We start from the raw sequence: 26,298 nt of genomic DNA on the forward strand, positions 1-26,298 counted from the left end.
GGCCGCCGCCGGAGGGGAGTGGTGATGCTCACGGGGAAGGTGGCCGAGGTCTTCCCCCGGAGCCCGATCCGGTTTACCTTCAAGGTCCGTGTGAGCGCTCTCACACGGGAGTTCGCCTTCTTCCGCCCCCGGAGGTGCTTCCGTGATACCCACCCCTGCCCCGACCCGCCGACGCCGTCTGCGCTGGCGCGCGGCGATCGCCGCACTCGTCCTGGCCGTCTGCTCGACCCTCCTGGTGGGTGGCGTGGCGACGGCTGCCGACGACTACACCCAGTCGGTCACGTCGCTGAACGCGACCCAGGCCCAGATCGCCTTCACCCCGACGACGGCCGCCCTGTACGTCGATGTGCACTACACCGGCACCGCACAGGGTCAGCAGAACGTCCGGATGACTCTCAGCGGCGGCACCTGGCGGACGACCGTCAGCGGGTTGTCGTCGGGCACTGTCATCGACTACTGGTTCACGTACGAGAAGAGCGGACCGCAGTACGACACCCCGCACTTCAGCTACACGCACGGCGGCACGACCCCGCCGCAGACGGTCGCGACTCCGACCTTCTCGCCGGCTGGTGGCAACTACACCTCCGCGCAGACGGTGACGATCTCCACCTCGACCGCGGGCTCGACGATCCGCTACACGGTCGACGGCTCCACGCCGACCGCGTCCTCGACCCTGTACTCCGGCCCGATCAGCGTCCCGACGACCCGGACGGTCAACGCGATCGGGATCAAGTCCGGCCTCACCACCTCGGCCGTCGGCAGCGCGTCGTACACGATCGGGTCCGTACCGACCGGGTGCACGACCCAGCCCGACGTACCGAACTTCGGCCCGAACACGCGGATCTTCGACCCGGGCATGTCGGCCGCGACGATCCAGGCGCAGCTCGACACGGACTTCAACAACCAGAAGGACACGCTGACCGCGCAGATGGCCGATCGCCGGATCGCGCATCTGTTCAAGCCCGGCGCGTACAGCGTCCACGACGACGTCGGCTACTACACGTCGGTCGCCGGCCTCGGCCAGAACCCTGGTGATGTGGTCATCAACGGCGCGATCACCGTCGATGCGTTCAACGCGTCCGACCAGGGCGTGGCACTGCAGAACTTCTGGCGGTCCGCCGAGAACATGGCCGTCAACCCGATCGGCGGCTCGAACCGCTGGGCCGTCGCGCAGGCGGCGCCGTTCCGCCGGATGGACATCCGCGGCAACCTGCAGCTCTACCCGGCCAGCTACGGCTTCGCGAGCGGTGGCTATATCGCTGACACGAAGGTGTCCGGCGAGACGGCGTCCATCTCGCAGCAGCAGTGGTACACGCGGGACAGCAACCTCGGCAGCTGGGCCGGTGGCGTCTGGAACATGGTGTTCTCCGGTACGCCGGGAGCGCCCGCCACCACCTTCCCCAACCCACCCGAGACGACCCTCGCCACCACGCCGGTCTCGCGGGACGTGCCTTACCTCTACATCGACAGCGCCGGGAAGTACCGGGTCTTCACGCCGTCGCTGCGTACCAACGCCTCGGGCGCCAGCTGGGCCAACGGCTCGACGCCGGGCACGTCGATCCCGATGAGCCAGTTCTACGTGGTGAAGTCCGGCGATACCGCCTCGTCGATCAACTCGGCGCTCACGGCCGGCTGCAACCTGTTCTTCACGCCGGGCGTCTACCACCTCAACCAGACGCTCAATGTGAACCGGGCCAACACCGTCGTGCTCGGCATCGGTTACCCGACGCTGATCCCGGACAACGGGGTCAACGCGATGCAGGTCGCCGACGTGGACGGCGTACGGATCAAGGGACTGCTGTTCGACGCCGGTACGACGAACAGCGCCGCGCTGCTGACCGTCGGCGCGTCGGGATCATCCGCCAACCACGCGGCGAACCCGACCACCCTGCAGGACGTGTTCTTCCGGATCGGCGGCTCGATCGCCGGCCACGCCACGACGAGTCTTGTTGTCAACAGCAACAACGTGATCATCGACCACATCTGGGCCTGGCGCGCCGACCACGGCAACGCGGGCACCTGGGGCTGGACGCAGGCGACCGCGGACACCGGATTGCTTGTCAACGGCAACAACGTGCTGGCGACCGGGCTGTTCGTCGAGCACTACCAGAAGTCGCAGGTGATCTGGAACGGGCAGGGTGGCAAGACGATCTTCTTCCAGAACGAGATGCCGTACGACGTACCGAACCAGGCGAGCTGGAACCGGCCGAGCGGGAAGGCGGGCTATCCGGCGTACAAGGTGGGCGACAACGTCACGTCCCACGAGGCCTGGGGACTGGGTAGCTACAACTTCTTCAACGTCAACCCGTCCGTCAGCGCCTACAACGCGTTCGAGGTTCCCAACAACGCAAATGTCCGCTTCCACAGCCTCTGCACGGTCTCACTCAACTACCAGGGCGTGATCACCCACGTCATCAACGACACCGGAGCAGTCACGCCGCCAGGCACGGTGCCGGTCAACGTGGTGAACTACCCCTAAGTGCCCCGAAAGGAGTGGTGGCGGTGGTGCGGATGCTGGGTCCGGGCGAGTCGGAGCAGGAGTACACGGCTCGCGGCAGCCGGATGTTCTTCAAGGCGCTGGCCGGTCAGGACGACGGGGACCTGTCGCTGATGGAGCGCACCCTGCCGGTCGGTGGACGCCGCCCACCGCCCCACCGCCATACGAACTGCACCGAGGCGTACTTCGTGCTCGACGGTCTGGTCGCCATCCAGGCCGGCCACGAGGAGCTGTCCGTCGGCCCCGAGGGATTCGTGCTGATCCCTCGGGGTACGCCGCACACCTTCGGCAACGGTGGCGACGCGGAGGCACGGCTCCTGGTGATCCATACGCCGGCCATGGACGCGTACTTCGCTGAGCTTCACGAGCTGTGGAACCGCGGCGAGCCGCCAACCCCGGACGAAGAACGGGAGCTGATGGCGCGCTTCGGCATGGAGAAGGCCTAGCCCTGGCGGTCAGCCATCTCCTGTACCTGCTAGCAGGTACAGGAGATGGGCGTCTGCCGGGATGATTCGGGGTCCGGTTCGGACGAATCTGGCCAGTATGAAGGCTTCCTCGCATGTACTCCGTAGGGCCGTGGCGGTGACTGGGGTCGTCGTCGCGGCGACGGCCGGGCTGACTGCCTGTGGCGACAAGACGACGTCCTCGGGCAGCACCCCGCCCGCGAACAACAAGGTCGGCATCCTGCTGCCCGACACGGCGACCTCGCCGCGCTGGGTGTCGGCCGATCCCACCGAACTCCGCAAGCAGTGTGACGCGGCCAAGCTCACCTGCTACATCGACAACGCCAACGGCAGCGCGACCACCCAGCAGTCGCAGGCGCAGGCCCTGATCAACACCGGCGTCGGCGTCCTGCTGGTGGTGAACCTGGACTCGGGGTCCGGCAAGGCCATCGAGGCGCTCGCCAAGCAGCACAACGTCGTCACGATCGACTACGACCGGCTGACCGCGGGCGGCACCGCGTCGTACTACGTGTCCTACGACAACGTGAAGGTCGGTGAGGACCAGGGCACCGCGCTGACCCAGGCCCCCGAGGTGAAGGGCAAGACGGCGGTCGGCTACGTCGAGATCGACGGGGCGCCGACCGACAACAACGCGGCCCAGTTCGCCCAGGGCTACAACTCCGTACTGTCCAAGCAGCCCGGCTGGACCAAGCTGGCCGACCAGACCGGCAACTGGGACGCCGCCACCGCGCAGACCGTGTTCACCACGATGCTCGGGCAGCACCCGAACCTCAACGCGGTGATGGTCGCCAACGACACGATGGCGCAGTCCGTCATCAACGTGCTCAAGGCGCAGGGGCTGGTGGGCAAGGTCGCGGTCTCCGGACAGGACGCCACCGCGGGCGGACTCGACAACGTGATGGCCGGCAGCCAGGCGTTCACGATCTACAAGCCGGTCGCCGGTGAGGCCGACGTGGCGATCAAACTCGCCGGCCAGATCCTCGCGGGCCAGAAGCCGACCGCCCCGACGACGGTGAAGGATCCGTCGACCGGCCGTGCGGTTCCGGCGTACCTGGCCGATCCGACCGTGATCACCAAGGCCAATGTCGCCCTGCCGGTGACGGATGGCTATGTGACCGCCGCGGCCGTCTGCCCCACTCCCGCGCTGGTGGCCCTGTGCAGCGCCAACGGGATCAAGACGCCATGACGTCGCGACCCACCCTGGAACTGCGGGGTATCGAGAAGTCCTTCGGTCCGGTCCATGTGCTGTCGTCGGTGGACTTCACGGCGACAGCCGGGGAGGTGACCGCACTGGTCGGCGACAACGGGGCCGGCAAGACGACGCTGGTCAAGTGCATCGGCGGAAGCTACCGGGTCGACGCGGGGGAGTTGCTCTTCGACGGAGTACCGCGCACCGTCGCCGGCCCCCGCGATGCGGCGCTGCTCGGGGTCGAGATCGTCTACCAGGACCTGGCCCTGGCCGACAACCTCGACATCGTCCAGAACATGTTTCTCGGCCGCGAGCAGATCACCCGGTTGCGCACGCTGGACGAGAACGCGATGGAGAAGCTGGCCCGGCAGGCGCTGACCTCGCTGTCGGTCCGTACCGTCCGATCGGTGCGGCAACGGGTGGCGAGCCTGTCTGGCGGTCAGCGTCAGACGGTGGCGATCGCCAAGTCGGTGCTGTGGAAGTCGAAGGTCGTCATCCTGGACGAGCCGACGGCTGCCCTCGGGGTCGCCCAGACCGAGCAGGTGCTCGACCTGGTGCGCAGGTTGGCCGAGCAGGGGGTCGCCGTGATCCTGGTGTCGCACAACATGAACGACGTGATGCGGGTCGCCGACTCCATCGGCGTACTGTTCCTCGGCCGGATGGCGGCCCAGGTCAGGCGCAAGGACGTGACCCAGACGCAGGTGGTCGAGCTGATCACGGCGGGTCGTTCGGGTGACCTGGGGTTGTCGCCCGAAGAGTCCTCCGGAGCGGTCGTATGAGCGCGCAGGTGGACGAGCTGGTCCAGCAGGACGAACCGGCGCCGGACGAGCCGGGGGAGGGACTGGCGGCTTTGGTCGCCTACCTCAAGGACTATGCCGGCCGGGTGCGGGGCGGCGAGCTCGGCTCGATCCCGGCGTTGGTCGGACTGGTCGTCATCACCGGCGTCTTCGCTTGGGTGCACCAGGGCTTTCTGAGCGCCTACAACCTCGAAGCGCTGGTGATCCAGGCAGCGCCGATCATCGTGATGGCGATGGGCCTGGTCTTCGTACTGCTGCTCGGCGAGATCGACTTGTCCGCCGGTACGACGGGCGGCCTGTGCTCGGCGATCACGGCCGTACTGATCCTGCGGCACGGCGCCTCCTGGTGGCTGGCGCTGGTCGCGGGTCTCGTTGTCGGCCTGGCCATCGGGTTCGGGATGGGCTGGCTACGCGCCCGGGTCGGCATCCCGTCGTTCGTCATCACGCTGGCGACCTTCCTGGCGTTCCAGGGCGTCACTCTGATCCTGATCGGCGGCCAAGGGTCGGTGATCCTGCCCGACGGCTCGCCACTGATCAAGCTCGAGAACAGCTTCGTACCGCTCTGGCTCGGCTGGGTGCTGCTGGCACTGGTGGTGGTTGGCTACGCCGCGACCAAGGTCAACGACGCGCTCGGGCGGGTGCGGTCCGGATTGTCCCGGCCGCCGTACACGGTGATCGCGGGGAAGGTCGTCGTACTGGCTGTGCTCGGGGCGGCGTTCACCTACGAGATGGGCGTCAACCGCAACGTGTCCACCAATGCGTTCTTCGACAACTCGGCGCAAGGCATGCCGTGGGTCGTCGTGCTGCTGGTGATCCTGTTCGTGGTTTGGCACTTCGTCCTCAGCCGCACGCGGTACGGCCGGCACCTGTACGCCGTCGGCGGCAACGAGGAAGCATCGCGGCGGGCCGGCATCGTGGTGTCTCGGATTCGCATCTCCGTGTTCGTCATCTGCTCCGGTATGGCCGCTGTCTCCGGAGTCGTCGCAGCCTCGCTGCTGCAGTCGGTGCAGTCGAACGCCGGTGCGGGCAACACCTTGTTGCTGGCGGTCGGTGCCGCGGTCATCGGGGGTACGTCGTTGTTCGGCGGGCACGGCCGCATCATCGACGCCGTTCTCGGTGGCCTGGTCGTGGCCGTCATCATCAACGGGATGAGCGACCTCATCCAGGGCGCGAACTCGGCAGGCTACGAGTGGGTCGTCACCGGTGCCGTACTGCTTCTCGCGGCAGGCTTCGATGCGGTGGTCCGCCGAGCGCGAGCGACCTAGGCGCCCGGCTGCACCGGAAGGTCGACGAGCAGCGTGGTGCCCGCTCCGGCCGGGCTGGCTACCGAGATCGTGCCGTTGAGTGCCTCGACCCGGTCCGCCAGCCCGGTCAGCCCTGACCCGCGATCGGCCGCCGCGCCGCCGCGGTCGTCCGCGACGGCAGCCGCCGCGCCGCCACGGCCGTCGTCGCGGACGGACAGGTGCAGGCGGCCGTCGGCTACCCGGGCATCGATCCACACGGTCGATGCGTCGGCGTGCTTGGCGGTGTTGGCCAGTGCTTCGGACACGACGTAGTACGCGCAGACCTCGACCGGCTCCGGCAATCTGCCCGGCACCTCCACCGCCACCTCCGCCGGGACGGTACTGCGGCGGGCCAGCGACTTGAGGGCTGGACCGAGGCCGCCCTCGGTCAGGATCGCGGGGTGGATGCCCCGGGAGAGCTCACGCAGTTCGTCGAGCGCGGTGGTGAGCTCGCGAGCGGCGTCGGCGAGCTGGGCCCGTACTTCCGGGTGCTCGGCCGGTACCGCTGCCTCGCCCGCGCGGAGCTGAAGGGCAAGCGACACGAGTCGTTGCTGGGTCCCGTCGTGCAGATCGCGTTCGATCCTGCGCCGGGCCCGGTCGGCGGCCGCGACGATCCGGACCCGCGAGCCGGCCAGCTCCCGCCGTCCTTGCTCGACCGCGGCGGCCATGGTGTTGAAGCTGCGCTGGAGTACGCCGATCTCACCCACGCCACGGCCGGGCACTCGTGCGCTCAGGTCGCCGGCGGCTAGTCGACCGGCCATCGCGGCGGTTCGGCGTACCGGGCGGAGGATTCGCGAGTTCAGGTACCAGGTGAACAGCGCCACCAGCAGGATTGAGCCAGTCAGGCCGGCGGCCGCTGCGATGATCGCGCGGCGAGCCACGCCGTCCACGCTGTCCTGCCGTACTGCGGCCAGTTGGCTCTCAGCTGCCAGCAACTGATCGAACTGGGTGCGCATCGCGGTGACCCGTCGCTGGTCTTCCTCGGTCGCGGCGAGGACGTTGACCGCGGCTCTGTTCCGTTGTGCGGCGGCGATCAGAGGTTCGGAGTAGTCATGCAGGTAGGAGGTGCCGGCCTGGGTGAGACGCACGGCGCGCGCGTGCTGCTCGGTACTGCCTGCGACCAGGTCCTCGAGTGCGCTGGCCTGTTGGGGGAAGGCGGCTCGGGCCTGCTGCCAGGGTTGCAGAAACTCCGCGGACCCGGTCAGCAGGAAGCCGCGCTGACCGGTCTCGAGGTCGACGACCAGCCGCTCCAGCCGGTTGGTGGCGACCAGGACGTTCTCGGACTGCTCCGCGCGGTGCTCCATCGCCCGCAGTTCCGCGATCGAGGAGAGCAACACGGCGAAGGTGGCACCGATCATCAAGGCCAGCAGGCCGGTCGCGATCATCGTGCGAACGGTCAGACCGTTTCTACCGCCCACGGACACCGTCGAGCGTCTCTGTGATGGCGCTGCCGGACAAGGCAGTCTTCGGAAGGAACCCGATCGCCGGGCTGGCGGCGATCAGCTCGGCGTAGTCCTCCTCGGAGTGCAGGGAGATCAGGATGATCGGGATCGGGTCCGTGCCGGCCTGCGCAGCCAGCTGCCCGGCGAGCCGCAGCCCGCTCTCACCGCCCAGGTCGATGTCGACCAGCAGGACGTCCGGGCGCAACTCGGCCGCCAGGCGCAGCGCCTGCTCACCCGTCGACGCCGTACCGATCACCGAGATGCCGTCAGGCTCCAGGAGCGTCCGCGCGGCCGCGAGGAATCGCTCGCTGTCGTCGACGATCAGGCACCGAAGCATGCATCCACTGTCTCAAGCCGCTGTACCGTCCGCATTCCCGGTAGCCGGAATCCGTCCGGCCCGCCGTAGTTCGGTCGTCGTGGCTCGGTCGGCGTGGTCCGGTCGGCGTGGTCCGGTCGGCCGTGGGCTGCTCGGCCGGGGCCCGGCGATAGGCTGAGGTAATGGCGATCAACTCGCCGGGCGAGTTGTCCGGGACCGAGGACGGCCGGACGCGGGTTCTGCTGGCTGACGACGACGTGCTGTTGCGCGAGGGGCTGGCGAGCCTGCTCGAGCGGTCCGGGCTCGAGGTGGTCGGGCAGACCGGCGAGAGTCAGTGGATCCTCCCGCTGGTCCGCGAGCTGAAGCCCGACCTGGTCGTGCTGGACATCCGGATGCCGCCGACGAACACGGTCGAGGGACTGGATGCCGCCCGAGAGATCCGCAACGAGCTCCCGGCGACCGGGATCCTGGTGCTGTCGGCCCACGCCGAGGTCGAGCACGCAATGGAGCTGCTGGCGACCGGTCAGCGGATCGGTTACCTCCTGAAGAGCCGCGTGACGGACGTGGAGGAGTTCATCGACACGGTCGGGCGGATCGTCCGGGGCGGCTCGGTGATGGACCCCGCGCTGGTCCAGGAACTGGTGAGCGCCCGTCGCCACAACGACCCGCTCGCCGGCCTCAGCCCGCGCGAGCGCGAAGTACTAGAGCTGATGGCGGAGGGCCGGTCGAACGCCGGTATCGCCCGGCGCCTCTGGGTGACCGAAGGCACCGTGGAGAAGCACGTACGGCACATCCTCGCCAAGCTGGGCCTGCCGGAGACGGACGAGGACCACCGCCGGGTCCTCGCCGTCGTCACCTTTCTGGAGAGTCGCTGACCGCCTCCGGTCAGCACAGCGTGATCAGGACCGGATGATCAGGACAGGGTGATCAGGCGGGAGCCGTGGGACGGTACGGACGCGGCGGTCCAGGACTTGTTGGCCTTGCCGAGGTCCTGGCGATTCACCAGATCGCGGACCTTCTTACTGCCGTGGAGGCCGAGCTGACTCCATCCGACGGTGATGTCGGCGGGGGTGTCGCCGAGGTTGTAGACCGCGACGGCGAGACGGCCGTCGGGGAGGCGCTTCTTCCATACCTGCAGGGTTCCGTCGGTGACCCGGGTCGGGATCACGCCGGCCTGGTCGACCGCGATCACCTCGCGGTTGGTGAGGATGGCCTTCGCGCTCTGGTCGAGGTTGGCGAGGTCGCCGCCGACGTACAAGGGTGACGAAGCCATCGACCAGAACGTCATCACGCTCTGCCGTTCGATGTCGGTGATGCCGTCCTGGATGCCGGTGCCGGTGTTGTTGTTGATCGGCATCGAGTCGAGGTCCGGCCAGTAGTTCGGCCTGACCACGTCGAGCCAGTTCGGCAGGTCCTCCCAGCGGTTGTCGACCGAGCTGGTCCAGGTGGCGACGGTGTTGCAGTAGCACTCGACGTCGGTGTCGACGCGGACGCTGTTCGCCCAGGGCGCCAGGCCTTCGCCGGCGTCACGCGGTACCGGCCAGGCGCTGGCGGTCAGCCACATCCTGCGGCCGCTCTGGTCGATCGCCTGCGACCAGGCCTTGATGTCCGCGATGTTGTCGGTGGTGACGCCGTCGACCTTGACGAAGTCGACGCCCCAGGAAGCGAACTTCTTCGCGATCGAGTTGAAGTAGGCCTGCGCGCAGGGCTTGGTGAAGTCGATCTTCCAGTCGCCGCCCCACATGTTGGTCTTGGTCAGCGGGTAGACGGTGATGTCCTGCGTCGTGCAGTTCGTGCCGACGATCGGCGCGTTCTTGTCGTAGATCGCGGTCTGCAGTCCGGCGCCGCCGTACAGGCCGATCTTGAGACCCTTGCCGTGGATGTAGCGGGCCAGGCTGGCGATGCCGTTCGGGAAGCGCTCCGGGTCGGCCTCGGGGATGCCGTTGGCGTCGGTGCGGAACTCCCAGTTCCAGTTGGCGTTCCAGCCGGCGTCGAGGTTGATGTTGGTGTAGCCGGCCTGCTTGAGGTTCTTGGCCATCGAGTCGGCGGCGGACTTGATGTGGTCCTCGGTGAGCCACTTCGTCCCGTAGTCGGGGTTGCTGGAGGACTGGACACTCCAACTGCTCCAGCCCATGAAGGGCTTGACGCTGAAGTCGCTCTTGGCGTCGGCGGTCGCGCTGGTGGAGACCAGCGTCGCGGTCAGGACGACAGGAAGGGCGGTTGCCAGGGCGAGTGCACGGCGGAGGATGCGGGCTGTTGGCATGCCAAGTACCGTACGAGCCGTTACTTAACGGCGTCAAGAATTCACGGCATTGACACTGCCGCGGTGAACTAATACGTTTCAAATCCGCTGATGTGTATGGCATTTACATATGCGAATTGAGGCCTGATGATCGCCGCGCTCTCGCCCCGCGTGCACAGCTATCCGCTGCCGTCGATCTATCCCGTGTCCGCCGACTTCGCGGTCACGGTCAACGGGGAGAACGTGCCGGTCACCGCGTTCGCGCCCGAACCGGGTGGCGGGGTCGAGTACCACTACGCGCACTTCTCTTTCCGGGGCACGGTGAACGTCCAGGTCAGCACGAGACGCAAGATCACCTCGTACTCCGTAAGCCCCCTGGCCCTCGAAATCCCCGCCGAGGTGAGCGGCCACACCCTGGCGTTCACGCTCGACCGCAGCCGCTACCTGATCGTGAAGATCGACGACCTTCGCGAACTCGTGATCGCGGCCGACCCGGAGGAGGTTGATCCGCCCGGCCCCGCCGGACCCGGGATCTTCAACGTGTACACGGATTTCGGCGCCGACCCGACCGGACGGACCCCGGCCACCGATTCGGTGCAGGGCGCGATCAACGCCGCGAGCGAGGCCGGTGGGGGAGTCGTCTACGTCCCGGCGGGGGTGTTCACGATCGGGAACATCGTGTTGCGGTCGCGGGTGCACCTCTACCTGGCCGGCGGATCGGTGCTGCGGGCAACGGGTACTCCGCTGGTCTACTCGACGCAGTTCCACCATGACAGTTTGGGGATGGACGGCACCTGGCTGGTCTCGACGGCGCCCGGCTCTGTCGACGTGACTGTCTCCGGGCGGGGGACGATCGATGGCCAGGGTGCGCGGATGCGCAAGGAGAGTGGCTATCTCAATCACTTGCTGGTGCCGGTCGGTACGCGTGGGCTGGTGGTCGAGGGCATCATCGGGCGGGACTCGGGGTCGTGGGCGTTCCTGCCGAGCCGGTGTTCCGACGTACAGATCAGCAACTACAAGGGGTTTCAGACGCAGCGGCAGTTCGAGAACGACGTGCTGGACATCAACGAGTGCCAAGACGTCACGGTCCGGCATGCGATCGCGATCTGCGAGGACGATCCGTACTCGACCAAGGCCTGGGCCGAGGATGCGAACATCGCGATGAGCTGGCCGCATCCGCGTCAACCGGTCGAGCGGGTGTTGTTCGACGATGTGGTTGCGTGGACGCATTGCGCGGCGTTCAAGGTCGGCAACGGGCACTACTCGCATCAGCGCGACATCACCTATCGCAACGGCTGTGTCTACAACGCGACCAGGGCGATCGCGATCGATCCTTGTTACGGCAGCGAGCCTTGCAGCGGGATCTTCTATCAGGACATCGACATCGAGTCGCTCGATCACGACCGCGGCAATCAGAGTTGGCTGCTGATCCATACGCGCGAGCGCGGCCTGGGGATCGGGCCGGTCTCCGGCGTACGGATCGAGCGGATCAACGTCCGCAGCCAGGGTGGCATGAAGCCTCTCGTTGCCGCAGGCAACGCCGATGGCGCGATCACCGATGTCGTACTTCGCGACGTCGTGCTCGAGGGCACGCCGCTGCGATCCTTCGACCAACTCGGCATCAGCCTCGACACCAACGTGCAGGAACCGGCCGTGACCTACGGGGAGGCCTGAGGCCCAGTACGCTTCTGGGATGCGAGGTGTGGGTGAGTAAGGGCTGGTGGTGGCTCGTGGCTGGGGCCGTCGTGGTTGCGGCGTGGGCTGCGCGTGGCGGCGACGATTCGCCGGCACCGGAAGCCGCGTCGAAGCCCGGTGTGTCGGCGTCGCCTCAGCCGGCCAAGTCGACTGCCACGCCGCGGCCGAGTGTGACGGACCGGCCCAGCGCGACAGAGCGGCCGACGACGGAGCGGCCGACGACGGAGCGGCCCAAGGTGACGGAGCCTCGGGCGGATTGGTACAACAACTACGATCCGGCCGAGTTCGCAGTACCGGTGCGGAAGTATGCGAAGCGGGCCGGGGTCAGTGCGCAGTTGCTGATGGCAATCTTGTACAACGAGGCGTACAAGCCACATGACCCGCAGTTGGAGCGGTCGTGGCAGCATCTCAAGGAAGACTCGGCGTTCGGGATCGCCAACATGCATCGGGCGGCCTTCGACGACACCAAGCGTGGGCGGTTCGGCAAGCGGCAGTGGGAAGAGCTGCCCGATCATCCCGACCTGGCGATCGAGGCGGCCGCCTGGCATCTGCATGATCTGGCCAGGCGGCTGCCCGACCGGCGCAGCGGGAAGTACAGCAAGGACGAGTTGCTTGCCCTCGGCTACAACACTGGGGCCGGGAACATGAGGGCCTTCGCGACCGGTGCCGAACCGGGGGCTCAAGCGCAGTCGTATCTCGACAACCTGCACGAGAACTGGGACAAGGCCGCGAAGGCCGTCAGCTAGCTGGTGTCCGGCTAGCAGTTCAGCGTGCCGGCGCGGAGCGCGTGCTTGCTGGTGTTGTCGTCGTCGGACCAGAGCACGGTCTTGCGACCGCTGGAGCAGGCCGGCGAGATGGCGAAGCCTTCGTTGTTCAGGTTGGACATCCCGGACGGACGGTTGTACGTCGCGGTGACCGCGAACCTGCCCTGCGCGTTGATGTCCAGCGTCTTGGTCTGGCCGGAGCAGTTGTTGTCGCAGACTGCCCACAGGTGCCCGGTCGCGGCGTCGAACTCCAGGTCCATCACGGCCGAGAAGCCGGTGCTGATGGTGGCGACCCGGGTGTAGCCGCTGTTGGACTGGTTGAGCGCGTACGCGTAGATGGTCGCGTTGTCCTCGAGCCCGACGAAGTACAGGCCAGTGCCGTGGCCCGCGTAGCTTGCGGGGGAGTAGGCGGCGCCGGTGTGCTCGTCGCGGAACCCGTGGGCGGTGAGGAACGAGTCCGGGATCCAGGAGATGCCTTCGAGGCCGCCGTTGGGGTCGACGTCGGGCAGGTCGGCGGTGAGGTTCCACTCGGCGTTGGCATTCAGCGTCGACGACGAGGAGTCGGGATCGAAGCGGAGTACCTTCAGCAGGCTGTTGTCATTGTCGTCGTTGTTGCGCTCGGTCGCGGCGACCAGGCCGTCGGGCGTGACGACCACGCCTTCGGCATCCGGGTCGCCCGAGCCGTTGCTGTAGTGCAGGGTCCGGCCGCCGACCGGGTCCGGCTGCCAGGTCGCGCCGTTGGGAACGAGTCTGTACGCCTTGCCCGGGCCGTTGTCGACCGCCCACAGTACGGTCGCGCTCTGGAACGACAGGCCGCTCAGGTTGGTGCCGAACACGTTGCTCGCGTCGGCGATGGTGACGGCGGACCCGCCGGGCCAGGTGGTCGCGGCCCAGCTGTACGACGTACCGGAGATCCCGAGTCCCGCGACCAGCAGAGCCGTGACTCCGACGCGCGCTTTCCCAAGCCAGCTCATCTTCTGTCCTCTCGAAGGGGGCAACCCCGCGAGTCTGGGGTGAGCGAGCGACTACTGGCTGAACACGTGCTGTCGAAAAGCAGTCGGCTCCGGGCCGAGTGCGCCACGGCGTTCCGGGTGCATGATCGGACCCATGGATACCAGGGGTGGGCTCGAGTCGATGATCACCGGCTTCCGGACCTCGGCGGCGCTCAGCGTCGCGGCCGAGCTCGGACTGTCGGACGAGCTGGCGAAGGGGCCGCGGACGGTCGCCGAGCTGGCGACCGTGGCGGGAGCGGATGAGGAGACGCTGGCGCGGTTGCTGCGGGCGCTGGTCGCGATCGGCGTCTATGCGGAGGCGGACGGCGCGATCAGCAACACGGCGGTGGGGGAGATGTTGCGGTCGGACGTGCCCGGTTCGCTTCGGCCGCTCGCGCGGACGTTGCAGGATCCGGCGCTGTGGGCGGCGTGGGGGCATCTCGGGCACAGCGTGCGTACTGGCGCGAATGCTTTCGAGGCGTTGCATGGGGTCGACGTCTGGACCCATCGGCAAGGTCAGCCGGAGCAGAACGAGATCTTCAACGACACGATGACCGCGCTCAGCTGGAAGATCGCGACGGCGGTCGCGGAGACCTATGACTTCTCCGGCTTCCGTACGGTGGTCGACGTCGGTGGCGGCAAGGGGATCGTGCTGGACGCCGTACTGCGAAGCAACGAGCAACTCACCGGCACGGTCTTCGACCAGGAACACGTCGTCGCGACCGAACCGGCGTCCGCTGCCGTCGCGTCTCGCTGGTCCGCCGTCGTAGGCGACTTCTTCACCGAAGTCCCGCCCGCCGACGTCTACCTACTCAAGTCGATCCTGCACGACTGGCCCGACGACCGCTGTGTCGACATCCTCAGCGTCTGCGCCCGCGCGCTGAACCCAGGCGGCGTCGTCCTGGTCATCGAAACCATCCTCGACCGCCCCGGCCAAGAGGCTCAAGCCGCCTTCTCCGACCTCAACATGCTCGTCCTCCCCGGCGGCCGCGAACGCACCGCAGCCCAGTACGCCGAACTCTTCACCGCCACCGGCCTCCACCAGACCCGAGTCCTCGACACCCCCACCCGAATGTCAATCCTCGAAGCCCGTTAACGCCAGGCCGCGCCAGGAGCCTTGACGTAGTGCGTCCAGACGTATCGCCACGGGATCACAGCGATGATGACGACGATGAAGGAGCAGCTGAATAAGACACTGCCGGTCTCCGTGTCCACGTTGCCGGCGACGAGGTGGGGGAGTGCGACCGCGACGAACCAGATGACCTTCCAGAGCACCTCCAGCAGCAGGACCGGGAGCAGCCGGACCGGGTACCGCAGGCCGACGATCGCCAGCAGCGACATCGCGGTCAGCAGGCAGGCGACGACGCCTTCCATCACGGGCAGCGAGCGGGCGTCCTGGATGACGACCGGCCATTTGACGATCGCCAGTCCCACCGCCATGAACGCGTAACCGGCGCGCAGCACGTTCAGCCGGCGGATGGAGAGTTCTTCGGTGGGCACTACCTCGAGGTGGCTCATGCCTCAGAGTGGGGCCGCCGGGTGGCGTTACCTAATGGCGTTGCTGTTTGTGGGAAATGAAGAAGGCCCGAACTGTGGCTGGGTCGATGCCGTGGGGGTGGTGGTCGGCGCCGGGGCGGATGACTACCTCGGAGGGGCCGCCTAGGTTGGTGTAGTTGGCGACGAGGGGGATGGAGTTTTCGTTGGCTGGTACTGCGCGGTCGGCGTCTCCGTAGGCGACCAGGAGGGGGATGCGGGCAGCGGCAAGTGGGGCGAGTTTGCTGATGGGGCTGATTGCGGCGACGGAGTCCAGGTCGGCGGGGTCGAGGGCATAGACCTTCAGCATTTGCTGCCACTCGGTGGGGGCGGGTTTGGCGTCGCCGAGGCCGCCGGGCCAGCTGCGGAGGTCGCAGACGGCGTTGTCGAGGTAGATGGCGCTGACGCAGTCGGGATGGGCCGCCGCCCAGGAGATCGCGTACAGCCCACCTCGGCTGAGAGCGATCAAACCGGGCCGCGGGTCGAAGCCGAGCTCCTCGACCAGGAACCGGTACGCCGTCCACCACGCCGCCATCGCCACCGGATCGCCGTACCGGTCAGGCACCTCGACGTAGACCAGATGCCACCCGGCGTCGAGCATCGCGCAGTCGGCGTCATCGAAAGCCCCAAGAAACTCCGCCCGCCAAACCCACGGAACCCCGGCCGGCGGTTCGACTGCGGGTGGGGGACTGATGATGTGGACGGTGACGCCGTTGATCTCCCGCGTCGACAGTGGATAGCGGTCTCGGTAGGTCGTCACAGGTGCCTTGGTCCTCTCCGATTTTCGGGGAACAGTACCGGTCGTGACACGATGGCGGCGTGCGGCTGTCTTCGGGTGCGTTGCCGGGTGGCGACGAGGCGATGGAGCTGGCCGTCGCCCACGCTTTGGTGCGCCAGGCATCCACCGGCGACCTCACCGAGGCCCTGCGGATCTACCGCCCAACCGCTCCCGTCGTCGTCTTCGGCCGCCGCGACACCCGCCTCCCCGGCTTCGCCGCCGCCGTCCGATCCGCCCGAGCAGCCGGCTTCGAACCATTGGTACGAGCCGTAGGCGGCCGCCCAGTCGCCTACACCCCTCAAGCCCTCGTCATCGACCACGTCAAACACGAACTGCTGGCCCCCGACGGCCTCGAAACCAGATTCCAGCACTTCGGCGACCTGTACGCCGAACTCCTCCGCGACTCCGGCATCGACGCCCGCGTAGGCGCAGTACCCGGCGAATACTGCCCCGGAGCCCACAGCGTCAACGCCCGCGGCACCGTCAAACTCATCGGCACCGGCCAGCGCGTAATCCGCAACGCCTGGCTCTTCAGCACCCTGATCATCCTCGGCGACGATGCCCAACTCCGCCCCCTCCTCACCGACATCTACCGCCACCTGGACCTACCGTTCGACGCCGCCTCGGTCGGCTCCCTGACGTCGGAGCGCCCCGACCTCGACACCACCACCTTCGAGCAACACATCACCACCGCGTACGGCGTACAAGAACCAACCGAGCTCGACGACACCACCATCGAGCTGGCGAAAGCGCTGGCCGCCGACCACCGGGCGTAGTGGGGCCTGGCTGCCCGGGTAGCGATTACTTAACGGCGTGAATAATCCTGCCCCTGGGATCTTGACATCACCTGTTGTAGGCATGAGGGTTCCAATATCCTATCCGATCTGTGGTTCTGGTCTGCGTGAGCTGCGGGGGCGGACGGACCACAAAGAAGGGTCATCTTTCATGTCCAGGTTCCTTCGTAACAAGACGAGGCGAGGCGTTCTCGCGGGGGTTCTCGTCGCCGCCGTCCTCCCGATCGGGTTGACCGCTTCCGCCGCTCAAGGGCCGGGCGGAGCCAAACCCGCGCCGAACGCAGCGGATGCCAAGACCAAGACCACGACCAGTACTACGGCCGGCAGCATCTCGATGCCGGCGAACGTCGTCACCAGCGGGAGCCCGTCGCTCGGGCCGGCGGGGGCGATCGCGGCGAAGCCCTACATGGGGTGGAGCAGCTACAGCATGCAGGTGTACTCCAACGACGGCGGCAACTGGATCAACGAGGCCCAGATCACCGCCCAGTCGGACGCGATGCACAAGAAGCTGCAGCCGTACGGGTTCGACCGGATCAACATCGACGCGGCCTGGAACGGCGGCACGGACGAGTACGGCCGGCCCGTGCCGAGCACCAAGCTGTACCCGAAGGGCCTGCCGGCGCTGATCAAGCACATCCACGACAACGGCCAGAAGGTCGGCATCTACAGCATCCCGGGCATCTCGAAGGCGGTGCTGGACGCCAACTATCCGGTCTACGGCGCCCCGGAGTGCCGGACCGGCAACCTGGCCAAGCAGCCGCTGCAGCAGGGCGACTACTGGGGCTTCGGCTACCGCGTCGACATGGACAACCCGTGCGCGCAGAAGTACATCGACTCGATCGTCGACCTGATGGCCTCGTGGGGCGTCGACTTCCTCAAGTTCGACAGCGTCACGCCGGGCTCGGGCAAGAACGACCTGTCCCTCGATGCCCGCGACGAGGTCAAGGGCTGGTCGCAGGCGCTCGCCCGGCACAAGATCTGGCTCGAGCTGTCCTGGGCCCTCGACATCAACTACGCCGACTACTGGAAGTCGGTCGCGAACGGCTGGCGGGTCGAGTGGGACGTCGAGTGCTACTGCCCTGGTGAGGCACTCACGGCCTGGCCGAACATCAACCGGCTGTTCCCGAAGGCCGCCGACTGGTGGCGTCACGCCGGCCCCGGTGGCTGGAACGACTTCGACTCGCTCAACGTCGGCAACGGCACGATGGACGGTCTGACCAAGGACGAGCGCCGTACGGCGGCAACGCTGTGGGCCGTCTCGGCCGCGCCGTTCTACATCGGCAACGACATGACCAAGCTGGACCAGTACGGCGTCGAGCTGCTCACCAACCCCGAGGTCATCGCGGTCAACCAGGCCGGGCGTCCCGCGCAGCCGGTGTCGACCAAGAGCAACAAGCAGGTCTGGTACTCGCTCAACGCGGACAGCTCCTACACCGTTGCCCTGTTCAACCTCGGTACCACCGAAGCGGACATGACGGCGAAGTTCTCCGACCTCGGTCTGGATGGTTCGGCGACGGTCCGCGACCTGTGGGCCCGTCGCGACCTCGGCCAGTACAACGGCAGCTACACCGCGGCCGTCGTACCGCCGCACGGCGTCCGGCTGTTCAAGGTCACGCCGGCCAAGAAGGCCGCGATCCGGGTCAACGACGACGACCTGCGCGTCTCGTACGACGGTGTCTGGACCCGGAACAACAACAACGAGGTACCGGCCGTGTCCGAGCCGCTGACGGTCAACGTGACCGACACCGGCACCCAGACGCCGCCGGTCGCGGGCAACGGTGGCACCCGGACCGTCGAGCTCAACAACGACAACTCCGGCATCGTCTACACGGGGTCGTGGAGCCGTAGTACCGGGCGCGGACTGGGTGACTACCAGGACGACGTCCAGTACACCGAGACCAACGGCGACGCGTTCTCGTACAGCTTCGTCGGCAACGGCGTCGACTACATCACCGAGAAGGACCCGTCCCAGGGCGAGGTCGAGATCTACGTCGACGGCGCGCTGAAGGCGACCGTGGACACCCATGCCGACTCGCGGTCGGCGCAGCAGACGGTCTTCAGCATCTCGGATCTGCCGAACGGCAGCCACACGATCCGCGGGGTGAAGAAGTCCGGCCAGTTCATGCTCGTCGACAAGCTGGTGATCCGGCAGGAGAGCCTGCTGAACCCCGGTACGGCGTCCTTCGACAAGCAGGCCCAGGCCGACGTCACCACCGAGATCGCCCGCGATCCCGGCGAGCTGGCCTCGGTCGCCAACGCCGGCAAGCTGCTGGTCAAGGGCACCGACTACACCGTCGCGGGCAAGGTCGTGACGATCAAGAAGGAGTACCTGGCGACCCAGCCGGTCGGCAGTACGAAGCTGGACTTCAGCTTCAAGGGTGACTACCGCGACGACGTGCACGCGGCGACGGCCGACGGCGCGTCACTCACCTTCGCCTTCAAGGGTGTCAGCGTCGACTGGGTCACCGCGCTGGCTCCGGACCAGGGCAACGCCGACGTCTTCATCGACGGCAAGCTCGTCACCCGGGTCAACCTGCACAGCGACGCCCGGCTCACCACGCAGCCGGTGTTCAGCAAGACCGGTCTGACGGACGGCAACCACACCCTCAAGATCGTGAAGGTGTCCGGCGACGTCCTGCGCAACGACCAGCTCCGCTACACGCTCGCCAAGTAAAGCAACACCGACTTGGGGTGGTCCGCCGAGCGGGCCACCCCAAGTGTGTTCACACGAAGGCCGACTGCCCGGCGATGAAGGTGACCGCGTCCGGGATCTCCTGACCGGCGACGTCGTGGCCGAGGTTGCGGTAGATGTGGGTCTCGGCGGTGGCGTGTTGCTTCAGCCACCGCTCAGTGCGGTCGACGGCGGGGGCGGGGATGACCGAGTCGTTGTGGCCTCGACCCCAATAGATCGGCGGGCGCGTCGTGGCGAGGGTGGCGTCGCCGGGTTGCTGATCCCGTACGACGAAGCCGGCGAAGCTCACGCCGTACGCGAGAAGATCCGGGGCCAGGCGCATCAGTTGATGAACCATCGCACCGCCCTGGGAGAAACCGGCCAGGCCGATCGACGGCGCGTCGATGGTTCGCAGCCAGTCGAGGACGTCTTCGGCGGCCGCGTTGGCGACCTCCGGTCGAGGATCGCCGATCGGGTTGCCGGCGCTCGGGAACCAGGCATAGCCGCCTGCCTCCGGGATGCGTGCCCGGATCGAGGCGACCACGAGGTCGGCCGGGAGCAGGGGTTTCAGGAGGCGGTACAGGTGGGTCTCGTCGTAGCTCCAGCCGTGCAGCATTACCAGGACGGGCCGTTGATTTCGGTCGGTCTCGGATGCTGACCACAGCACGGCGTCGCGGTTCATTCCGGGTTTCATAGCTCTGACTCTGCTCGCGCCGGGCGAGTGTCGTCCAAGACCTGATCTGCCGGCTGTGATGCCTTGAGGGTATCACCGGACCACGCTTGTGAATTAAATCTCAAGAGTTGGGGATCAGGGTCGCGGACGGATAGGGTGATTAGGTAAGGCTTGCCTAATTTAGCATCAGGGAACTGGGGAGATCGTGAGAGACCTCCGAGTCGCCGTCGTCGGCGCCGGGCCTGCGGGAATCTACGCGGCTGACATCCTGACCAAGGAGCACGATACGGCCACGGTCGATCTGATCGAGCGGCTGCCCGCTCCGTTCGGGTTGGTGCGGTACGGCGTGGCGCCGGATCATCCGCGGATCAAGGAGATCATCAAGGCGCTGCACCGGGTGGTCGGGCGGGACCGGATCCGGTTCCTCGGCAACGTCGAGTACGGCGCCGACCTCAAGCTCGAGGACCTGCGGCGGCACTACGACGCGGTCATCTTCGCGACCGGCGCGATCACCGACCGCGAGCTCGACATCCCGGGCATCGACCTGCCGGGCAACTACGGTGCGGCCGACTTCGTCAGCTGGTACGCCGGACACCCCGACGTACCGCGTGACTGGCCACTGGAAGCCCGCCACATCGCCGTCCTCGGAGCGGGCAATGTCGCGCTCGACGTGGCCCGAATGCTGGCCAAGCCGGCCGACGAGCAGCTCACCACCGAGATCGCGGACAACGTGTACCGCGGGCTGAAGGCCAACCAGGCCACCGACGTGCACGTGTTCGCCCGGCGCGGTCCGGCGCAGATCAAGTTCACCCCGATGGAGTTGCGCGAGCTCTCGCACTCGCCGGCCGTCGACGTGATCGTGCACCCCGAGGGCTTCGAGATCGACGCGGCGAGCCAGCAGGCGATCAACACGAACAAGGGCACGCGGTTGATGGTCGACACGCTGCTCAAGTACCTCGAGGCCGAGCCGACCGGCGCCGAGCACCGCATCCACATCCACCTCTGCCAGGCACCGGTCGAAGTACTGGGTACCGACCGGGTCGAGGCGCTCCGCACCGAGCGGACCGAGCTGCAGGGTGATGGGACGGTGAAGGGCACCGGCGAGTACGTCGAGACGCCGGTACAGGCCGTCTATCGCGCCGTCGGCTACCTCTCCTCGAATCTCCCTGGCATCCCGTTCGACCACCAGGCCGGGGTCATCGTCAACGATCGCGGCCGGGTGCTCGACATCGACGACGTACCGCTGCCAGGGCTCTACACCACGGGCTGGATCAAGCGCGGCCCGATCGGCCTGATCGGCCACACCAAGTCGGACGCCGCCGAAACGATCGCCAGCCTGCTGGCCGATGTCGACGCCTTGCCGCGGCCCGAGGTCTCCGACCCCGACGCAATCCTGGCCCACCTCGCCGACCGCGGCGCCACCGTCGTCGACGCCGACGGCTGGTCCCGCCTGGACGCCCACGAACAGTCCCTGGGCCAGTCCGAGGGCCGCGAACGCATCAAGGTAGTCCCCCGGGAAGACATGCTGAAGGCCTCCCAGGGCTAGGCCAAAGGGGGCAAGCCTCCCGGCTGGGCCCGGGCACGGCCTGGGGCCGGCTCGGGTCGGCTCGGGGCGGCTCGGCGGGGTCGGGGATAGCGGGCGGCGCTGGTGGTCAGGGCGCTGCTGGTGCTCGAGACGCTCCATCTGAGCGACGGAGTTCGCCGGGCTGACGGCCGGCTGCGGTCAGCCCGTCAGCTAGGGCGAGGGCGTGGAGGTGGGCGGGGCAGGCGTGGGGGCCGGCGCCGAAGGGGGTGTCGGTCAGGTCGATCTCGACTGTTGTGCCGTCGGGGGCGATGCGGCGGGTCTTGGGGACCGGTGGGCCGGTGTGGCCGGCGAGGGTGTTTGCGACCAGGGCTTTGGTTGCGTCGCAGGCCTGGACCAGTAGGGCGATCAGGTTTGCGGTGTGCTCATCGTTGGAGCCGAGCAGAGCTACCAGGCGGGCTACGGCTTCGTCGGCCTCTTGGGTGATTTCGGTGTGGGGCTGGTAGGACTTCGCGATGATGGCGATGTCATCGGCGATCGATGGGGACAGACCCAGGGCTTCAGCGAGTACTTCGACCGGTCCGGTGCCTCGGTGGGCCGCCAGCGCTCGAAGGTCATCGGGGCGGATGGCAGCCAGCGAGTCGACGGCCAGTGCTCGGCGGCGGGCGTGGGTTGGGCCGTTGCTGAAGCGGGCGACGGACGAGCGCAGCCAGGCGACGCCGGTTGCCGCCGGGGGAGTGGTCGGGACCAGGTAGTTCGGATCGGTCAGCACAGCAACGACCGTACGGGCTGATTGCTTCGGTCCCGACCGAACCGACCGATGACCCCGCGCCCATCGCCAAGCAGGCGTCGGCTCCCTCGCTGGCTACGCGAGTTGGTCGGCCGGTCTGGCCAGTACCGGTTCTGTGAACCAGCCACGCCAACGCAGGAAAAGGAAAGTGCCGCCGATGAGCAGTGCCGGGACCCAATAGAGCAGCGCAGTCAGTGCGACCGCCCCGAAGGCGGCCGTCCACGGAACCCCGATCGACGCGAGCCCAGCGACCAGAGCGCCCTCACGCGGGCTGGCGCCATGAACGCCAGGCAGCGCACCGGCGAGTTGGCTGGCTCCGAAAACCGCGGCCAGCTGGAAAGCCGACACCGAGTCGCCGACCGCGTGGAGCGCGCCGATCAGCAGGCCGAGGATCGTCGCCTGGTAGCCGACCGACAAAAGGATGCCGCCGGCAAAGACCTTCGGCGACGGCCACGGCCAGCGCCCGGCGAGCCGGGGGTGCCGCCGATTCACGATCAGCGCCACCGCGAGGACGACGGCGGCAAGGCTGAGGGCGACGATCAGCACGGTCCGCGGGAACGCGACGCCGCAGACCGCGACGGCACAGGTCAGCCCGACCGTACCGACGAAGCGGTCGAGTGCGACTTCGGCGACGGCGGGCGCACGGCGTACGCCGGTGCCTTCCAGCCGGTGGATCCGCCAGAGGTCGGCGCCGGCGTGCCAGGGCGAGATGAGGCCGAGGATCTCGCTCTCCGCATAGGCCCGCACGTGCCAGCAGCGAGTGCGGCCGCTGGTGGACAGCGAGTGCCAGCGCAGCGGGCACAGGACGTATTTGCCGATCGCGAACGGCAGCAGCCCGATCATCGCGGGCAGGACCGCGGTATGCGGGACCCGCTCGATGTTCCACAACGACAGTCCGACGGCGCCCAGCAGGGCGACGACGCGGACGGTGCGATTGCCGATGATCGTCAAGGCCCAGCGCCGCAGGGCGCTGAACTGCTGATGGCCGGCGCGCATCGCGGGCCTCCTTCCAGGGGAAAGACCGAGCTCCTCAACCGGTGGGCGACCGGACTCGTCGCTCAGACCATAGCTCCGCAACGATGCCCCCGCATCTTGACGGGACACGCGGTTCTGCTGTGACTGGTGGGGTACCGGAGTTGAATATCTGGTGTCGTAACGTGCCTCGGTAGGCTGGTGGCATGGTCAGCGGGGGTACCGACGCCGAGCTCACGCGTCTGGCTCAGGGCGGCGATGTCGGTGCGCTGGGGGTGCTGCTTCAGCGGCATGAGGCCGGGATGCGGGCGGTGGCGCTCGGGGTCCTCGGGTTCGGGCCTGATGCGGAGGATGCCGTGCAGGATGCGGCGCTGGTCGCGTTGCGGCGGATCGGGGATGTACGGGATCCGGCGGCTGTCGGACCCTGGCTGCGGATGATCGTCCGCAATGCGTGCCGGACTCGGCTGCGAGCGGCGGGGTCGAGCCGGGCGGTGGTACCGATCGAAAGCTTGCCGTTGGCATCTACCTCGTCGACGCCCGAGCAGGTGCTGGATCAGCACGCTTCGCGCGACTGGATCTGGCGGGCGGTCGAGGAACTGCCGACGCCGATCCGGATGGCGGTCATGCTGCGGTACTTCAGCACCGGCGTCACGTCATACCAGGACATCGCGGCGGTCTGCGGCGTACCGGTGGGAACGGTGCGCAGTCGGCTCAGCCATGGGCGGGCTCGGCTGGCCGAGGCGTTGCGCGGTACTGCGGACGCTGCGCATGGCGACGCGGGAGCGTTGACCGAGGCCAGCCGGCGGGAAGGGTTGGAGACGCTGGCGGAGGCCGAGCGGGGGCGGTTCGCGGGGGTGCTGGCGGAGCGGTGGGCGCCGGATGTCGCGTTGATCATGGGTGGGTCGGTGATCGGCGGGCGCTCGTTCTTGCTGCGCGGGATGGAGGGCGACCTGGAGGCTGGGGTGCATCAGCGGCTCAGGCATGTTGTCGCCAGCCAGGAGATCGCGATCTGGGAGACGGATCTGATCAGTCCGCCGGACGATCCTTCGCACTGCCCACCGGCGGCCGTTTGGCTGATGTCGCTGTCGAAGGGCCTGGTCAAGGAACTGCGGCTGTACCACCCTGTCGCCGCTTGACCTTTCGTGGCCCAGGTCACATGGACTGCTTTGAACTTCGTTTCTCTGCCTGCGTCCTGCCGGTATGACCAACCTCGATCCGAACCCGCTGACCGCGGGTACGCACACCATTGATCTGAACGGAATCGCCCAGCGGTACCACGTCCACGGCAGCGGGCCGGTGTGCGTCGCGCACTCCGGTGGGCCGGGCGTCTTCTGGGAGTACCTGAGGATGCCGCTGCTGGAGTCACACCTCACGATGGTCTACGTCGAGCCGATCGGTACGGGCGGCTCCGGGCGGCTTGCGAGTCATCCGGACGGCTACACCCGTGATCGCTATGTCTCGGCCCTCGATGGGGTGATCGATCGGCTCGGTGCCGGCCCGGTCTACCTTCTCGGTCACTCGCATGGGGGCTTCGTGGTGCAGCGCTATGCGGTGACGCATCCGGAGCGGCTGGCCGGGATCATCCTGTACGACAGTGCGCCGGTCACCGGGCCTGAGCACGGTGCTGAGTTCATGCGCAACATTGATGCGTTCATCGCCCGTCAGGAGGGCAATCCGGAGCTTCCTCAGGTGCTGGCGACAGTGCAGTCGATTCCGGCGATCTCGACCGATGAGGGGATGACGGTGGCGCTGGCGGGGATCATCCCGCTCTACGTTGCCGATTATTGGAACCGGCGGGAGGAGTTCGAGCCGCTGCAAGCGATGGTCAGTGGCACTTACATCTCGGGCGTTGACGCGGACGGGGTACCGGATGTGATCGACGATCGGGAGGTGCTGGGGTCGATCACGGCGCCGGCGCTGGTGATCGTTGGTCGGTTCGATCCGATCTGTGGGATGCGGTGGGCGGAGGAGCTCAACAAGCTGATCCCTGGTTCGCAGTTGGCGGTGCTGGAGCAGAGCGGGCACTTCGGGCATCTGGAGGAGCCTGAGGCTTTCAGTGCTGCGGTGACTTCTTTTGTAAGGGTCTGATGGCCTGCCAGGCTGCGGTGTAGAGCAAGAGGGCGATCGCTAGTGCGGCGCCCGCCCTCTTGACCGCGCCGGTCAGAACGCCTTCTGCGATGGCGGTCCAGGCGGCCGAATCGGTCTGGTAGTCGGTGTAGTCGCGGTGGGCTAGCACTGCGGCGCCAAGTAGAGGTGCTGCGATCAGTAGTGCCAGTACTAGGTGCCGCACCGCCGGGGTGAGGTGGTGGGTCCTGTCTTCGGTGGTGCGGAGTTGGGTGCGGTGTCGCCACAGGTACCAGGTGACGACGACCAGTCCGAAGGCTGTGCTGGCGTACTGGAGTAGGCGTTGTGCGGGGAGTAGATCGGCGTCGGTGAAGGCGTCCCAGAGCAGGTGGGTGCCGACGCCGATCAGCGCGGATGCAACCAGCCAGCCGATGTACTGGGGGCCGGCGCGGCCCCGGCCGTGGTTGCTGCTGCTCGTCGCGGGCGCGGGCCTTGGCTTTGACGTGGGTTGGGGGAGGGCCAGGCCAGGAGGGAGCAGGGCGGTGATGGGGGCGCGGATTAGCCAGTAGGCGAGCACCAGCGCTACGGCGTACAGGAGGTCTATGGGGAGGCCGGTGAGGGAGTGGGTGTGGGTGGCGTTGAGCAGGGGCTCGTACCAGTCGCCTGCTGTGGTTGAGGTGATGCCTGCGGCTCTGAGGAAGTACGGGACGTCGGGGGCCATCGAGCCGGCGACCAGGGCTGCGGGGACGAAGGGATGGCGCAGCAGAGGAAGTACGGCGGCGGGGTGGGCCAGGGTGAAGGGCATGGTTGGTCGTCTTCT

Annotated in this window: 24 protein-coding genes; 14 read left to right on the forward strand and 10 right to left on the reverse strand. The window is 67.6% G+C overall.

The window, feature by feature from the left end:
* Positions 1 to 142 precede the first annotated feature (142 nt).
* The 5 genes from ABD768_RS31535 to ABD768_RS31555 all read left to right on the forward strand — a co-directional run bounded on the left by ABD768_RS31535 (position 143) and on the right by ABD768_RS31555 (position 6,212).
* A complete protein-coding gene (locus ABD768_RS31535) occupies positions 143 to 2,479 on the forward strand; it encodes a chitobiase/beta-hexosaminidase C-terminal domain-containing protein (protein ID WP_344846673.1) in 2,337 nt (778 codons plus the stop codon).
* Between the two features lie 32 nt (positions 2,480 to 2,511).
* Positions 2,512 to 2,943 carry a cupin domain-containing protein gene (locus ABD768_RS31540; RefSeq protein WP_344846962.1) on the forward strand — a complete coding sequence of 144 codons (432 nt, stop codon included), beginning with the start codon at positions 2,512 to 2,514 and terminating at the stop codon, positions 2,941 to 2,943.
* A 97-nt stretch (positions 2,944 to 3,040) separates the two neighbouring features.
* Entirely contained in the window at positions 3,041 to 4,147 is a 1,107-nt protein-coding gene (locus ABD768_RS31545; protein WP_344846675.1) for a sugar ABC transporter substrate-binding protein, read from the forward strand.
* A complete protein-coding gene (locus tag ABD768_RS31550; RefSeq protein ID WP_343965434.1) occupies positions 4,144 to 4,929 on the forward strand; it encodes an ATP-binding cassette domain-containing protein in 786 nt (261 codons plus the stop codon). The genes ABD768_RS31545 and ABD768_RS31550 overlap by 4 nt, the downstream gene beginning before the upstream one ends.
* Complete coding sequence (locus ABD768_RS31555) at positions 4,926 to 6,212, forward strand: sugar ABC transporter permease (RefSeq protein WP_343965432.1); 1,287 nt, start codon at positions 4,926 to 4,928, stop codon at positions 6,210 to 6,212. Before ABD768_RS31550 ends, ABD768_RS31555 begins: the two co-directional genes overlap by 4 nt.
* Here ABD768_RS31555 and ABD768_RS31560 read toward each other — a convergent pair.
* Positions 6,209 to 7,615, reverse strand: coding sequence for a sensor histidine kinase (locus ABD768_RS31560; protein ID WP_344846677.1), 1,407 nt, complete (start codon positions 7,613 to 7,615; stop codon positions 6,209 to 6,211). The two genes, ABD768_RS31555 and ABD768_RS31560, sit on opposite strands and share 4 nt — an antisense overlap.
* 22 nt (positions 7,616 to 7,637) lie before the next feature.
* Complete coding sequence (locus tag ABD768_RS31565) at positions 7,638 to 8,009, reverse strand: response regulator (protein WP_344846678.1); 372 nt, start codon at positions 8,007 to 8,009, stop codon at positions 7,638 to 7,640.
* A 161-nt stretch (positions 8,010 to 8,170) separates the two neighbouring features.
* Here ABD768_RS31565 and ABD768_RS31570 point away from each other — a divergent pair, with 161 nt between their 5' ends.
* Positions 8,171 to 8,863, forward strand: coding sequence for a response regulator (locus ABD768_RS31570; protein ID WP_344846680.1), 693 nt, complete (start codon positions 8,171 to 8,173; stop codon positions 8,861 to 8,863).
* 38 nt (positions 8,864 to 8,901) lie between these two features.
* On the opposite strand, the gene ABD768_RS31575 is transcribed toward ABD768_RS31570, so the two are convergent.
* Entirely contained in the window at positions 8,902 to 10,251 is a 1,350-nt protein-coding gene (locus ABD768_RS31575) for a glycoside hydrolase family 27 protein (RefSeq protein WP_344846682.1), read from the reverse strand.
* A 126-nt stretch (positions 10,252 to 10,377) separates the two neighbouring features.
* Between ABD768_RS31575 and ABD768_RS31580 the strand changes: the two genes are divergently transcribed.
* Entirely contained in the window at positions 10,378 to 11,904 is a 1,527-nt protein-coding gene (locus ABD768_RS31580; RefSeq protein ID WP_344846684.1) for a glycosyl hydrolase family 28-related protein, read from the forward strand.
* Between the two features lie 32 nt (positions 11,905 to 11,936).
* The gene (locus tag ABD768_RS31585; RefSeq protein WP_344846686.1) at positions 11,937 to 12,671 is read left to right on the forward strand and encodes a transglycosylase SLT domain-containing protein; all 735 of its coding nucleotides are present in this window, start codon (positions 11,937 to 11,939) and stop codon (positions 12,669 to 12,671) included.
* 11 nt (positions 12,672 to 12,682) lie between these two features.
* Here ABD768_RS31585 and ABD768_RS31590 read toward each other — a convergent pair whose 3' ends face one another.
* Positions 12,683 to 13,663 carry a hypothetical protein gene (locus ABD768_RS31590; RefSeq protein WP_344846688.1) on the reverse strand — a complete coding sequence of 327 codons (981 nt, stop codon included), beginning with the start codon at positions 13,661 to 13,663 and terminating at the stop codon, positions 12,683 to 12,685.
* A 133-nt stretch (positions 13,664 to 13,796) separates the two neighbouring features.
* Between ABD768_RS31590 and ABD768_RS31595 the strand changes: the two genes are divergently transcribed.
* Positions 13,797 to 14,777: a methyltransferase gene (locus ABD768_RS31595; protein WP_344846690.1), complete on the forward strand. Its 981-nt coding sequence runs from the start codon at positions 13,797 to 13,799 to the stop codon at positions 14,775 to 14,777.
* On the opposite strand, the gene ABD768_RS31600 is transcribed toward ABD768_RS31595, so the two are convergent.
* On the reverse strand, positions 14,774 to 15,199 hold the full coding sequence (locus ABD768_RS31600) for a hypothetical protein (protein WP_344846692.1): 426 nt from the start codon (positions 15,197 to 15,199) through the stop codon (positions 14,774 to 14,776). The two genes, ABD768_RS31595 and ABD768_RS31600, sit on opposite strands and share 4 nt — an antisense overlap.
* A 31-nt stretch (positions 15,200 to 15,230) precedes the next feature.
* Positions 15,231 to 15,974, reverse strand: coding sequence for an alpha/beta hydrolase family protein (locus ABD768_RS31605; RefSeq protein ID WP_344846694.1), 744 nt, complete (start codon positions 15,972 to 15,974; stop codon positions 15,231 to 15,233).
* Positions 15,975 to 16,033: 59 nt separating this feature from the next.
* Between ABD768_RS31605 and ABD768_RS31610 the strand changes: the two genes are divergently transcribed.
* Complete coding sequence (locus ABD768_RS31610; RefSeq protein ID WP_344846696.1) at positions 16,034 to 16,768, forward strand: lipoate--protein ligase family protein; 735 nt, start codon at positions 16,034 to 16,036, stop codon at positions 16,766 to 16,768.
* A 169-nt stretch (positions 16,769 to 16,937) separates the two neighbouring features.
* Positions 16,938 to 19,460 (forward strand): X2-like carbohydrate binding domain-containing protein, encoded by a 2,523-nt coding sequence (locus ABD768_RS31615; RefSeq protein ID WP_344846698.1) that lies wholly within the window; start codon positions 16,938 to 16,940, stop codon positions 19,458 to 19,460.
* 49 nt (positions 19,461 to 19,509) lie between these two features.
* Here the strand turns inward: ABD768_RS31615 and ABD768_RS31620 are convergent, their stop codons facing one another.
* Positions 19,510 to 20,151: an alpha/beta hydrolase gene (locus ABD768_RS31620; protein ID WP_344846700.1), complete on the reverse strand. Its 642-nt coding sequence runs from the start codon at positions 20,149 to 20,151 to the stop codon at positions 19,510 to 19,512.
* 184 nt (positions 20,152 to 20,335) lie between these two features.
* Between ABD768_RS31620 and ABD768_RS31625 the strand changes: the two genes are divergently transcribed.
* Positions 20,336 to 21,676 (forward strand): FAD-dependent oxidoreductase, encoded by a 1,341-nt coding sequence (locus ABD768_RS31625; RefSeq protein WP_343965402.1) that lies wholly within the window; start codon positions 20,336 to 20,338, stop codon positions 21,674 to 21,676.
* A 106-nt stretch (positions 21,677 to 21,782) separates the two neighbouring features.
* Here the strand turns inward: ABD768_RS31625 and ABD768_RS31630 are convergent, their stop codons facing one another.
* Both ABD768_RS31630 and ABD768_RS31635 read right to left on the reverse strand, forming a co-directional pair.
* On the reverse strand, positions 21,783 to 22,424 hold the full coding sequence (locus ABD768_RS31630) for a cytochrome P450 family protein (RefSeq protein WP_344846702.1): 642 nt from the start codon (positions 22,422 to 22,424) through the stop codon (positions 21,783 to 21,785).
* A 93-nt stretch (positions 22,425 to 22,517) separates the two neighbouring features.
* On the reverse strand, positions 22,518 to 23,438 hold the full coding sequence (locus tag ABD768_RS31635; RefSeq protein ID WP_343965399.1) for a lysylphosphatidylglycerol synthase domain-containing protein: 921 nt from the start codon (positions 23,436 to 23,438) through the stop codon (positions 22,518 to 22,520).
* 182 nt (positions 23,439 to 23,620) lie between these two features.
* On the opposite strand from ABD768_RS31635, the gene ABD768_RS31640 reads away from it, so the two are divergent.
* Both ABD768_RS31640 and ABD768_RS31645 read left to right on the forward strand, forming a co-directional pair.
* Complete coding sequence (locus ABD768_RS31640) at positions 23,621 to 24,550, forward strand: RNA polymerase sigma factor (protein WP_344846704.1); 930 nt, start codon at positions 23,621 to 23,623, stop codon at positions 24,548 to 24,550.
* 64 nt (positions 24,551 to 24,614) lie between these two features.
* Positions 24,615 to 25,502: an alpha/beta fold hydrolase gene (locus ABD768_RS31645; RefSeq protein ID WP_344846706.1), complete on the forward strand. Its 888-nt coding sequence runs from the start codon at positions 24,615 to 24,617 to the stop codon at positions 25,500 to 25,502.
* Here ABD768_RS31645 and ABD768_RS31650 read toward each other — a convergent pair.
* A complete protein-coding gene (locus ABD768_RS31650; protein ID WP_344846708.1) occupies positions 25,468 to 26,283 on the reverse strand; it encodes a DUF4184 family protein in 816 nt (271 codons plus the stop codon). The two genes, ABD768_RS31645 and ABD768_RS31650, sit on opposite strands and share 35 nt — an antisense overlap.
* Positions 26,284 to 26,298: the final 15 nt, after the last annotated feature.

Origin of the sequence: Kribbella ginsengisoli (genome assembly GCF_039537185.1) — a bacterium.
Classification (GTDB): Bacteria; Actinomycetota; Actinomycetes; order Propionibacteriales; family Kribbellaceae; genus Kribbella; species Kribbella koreensis.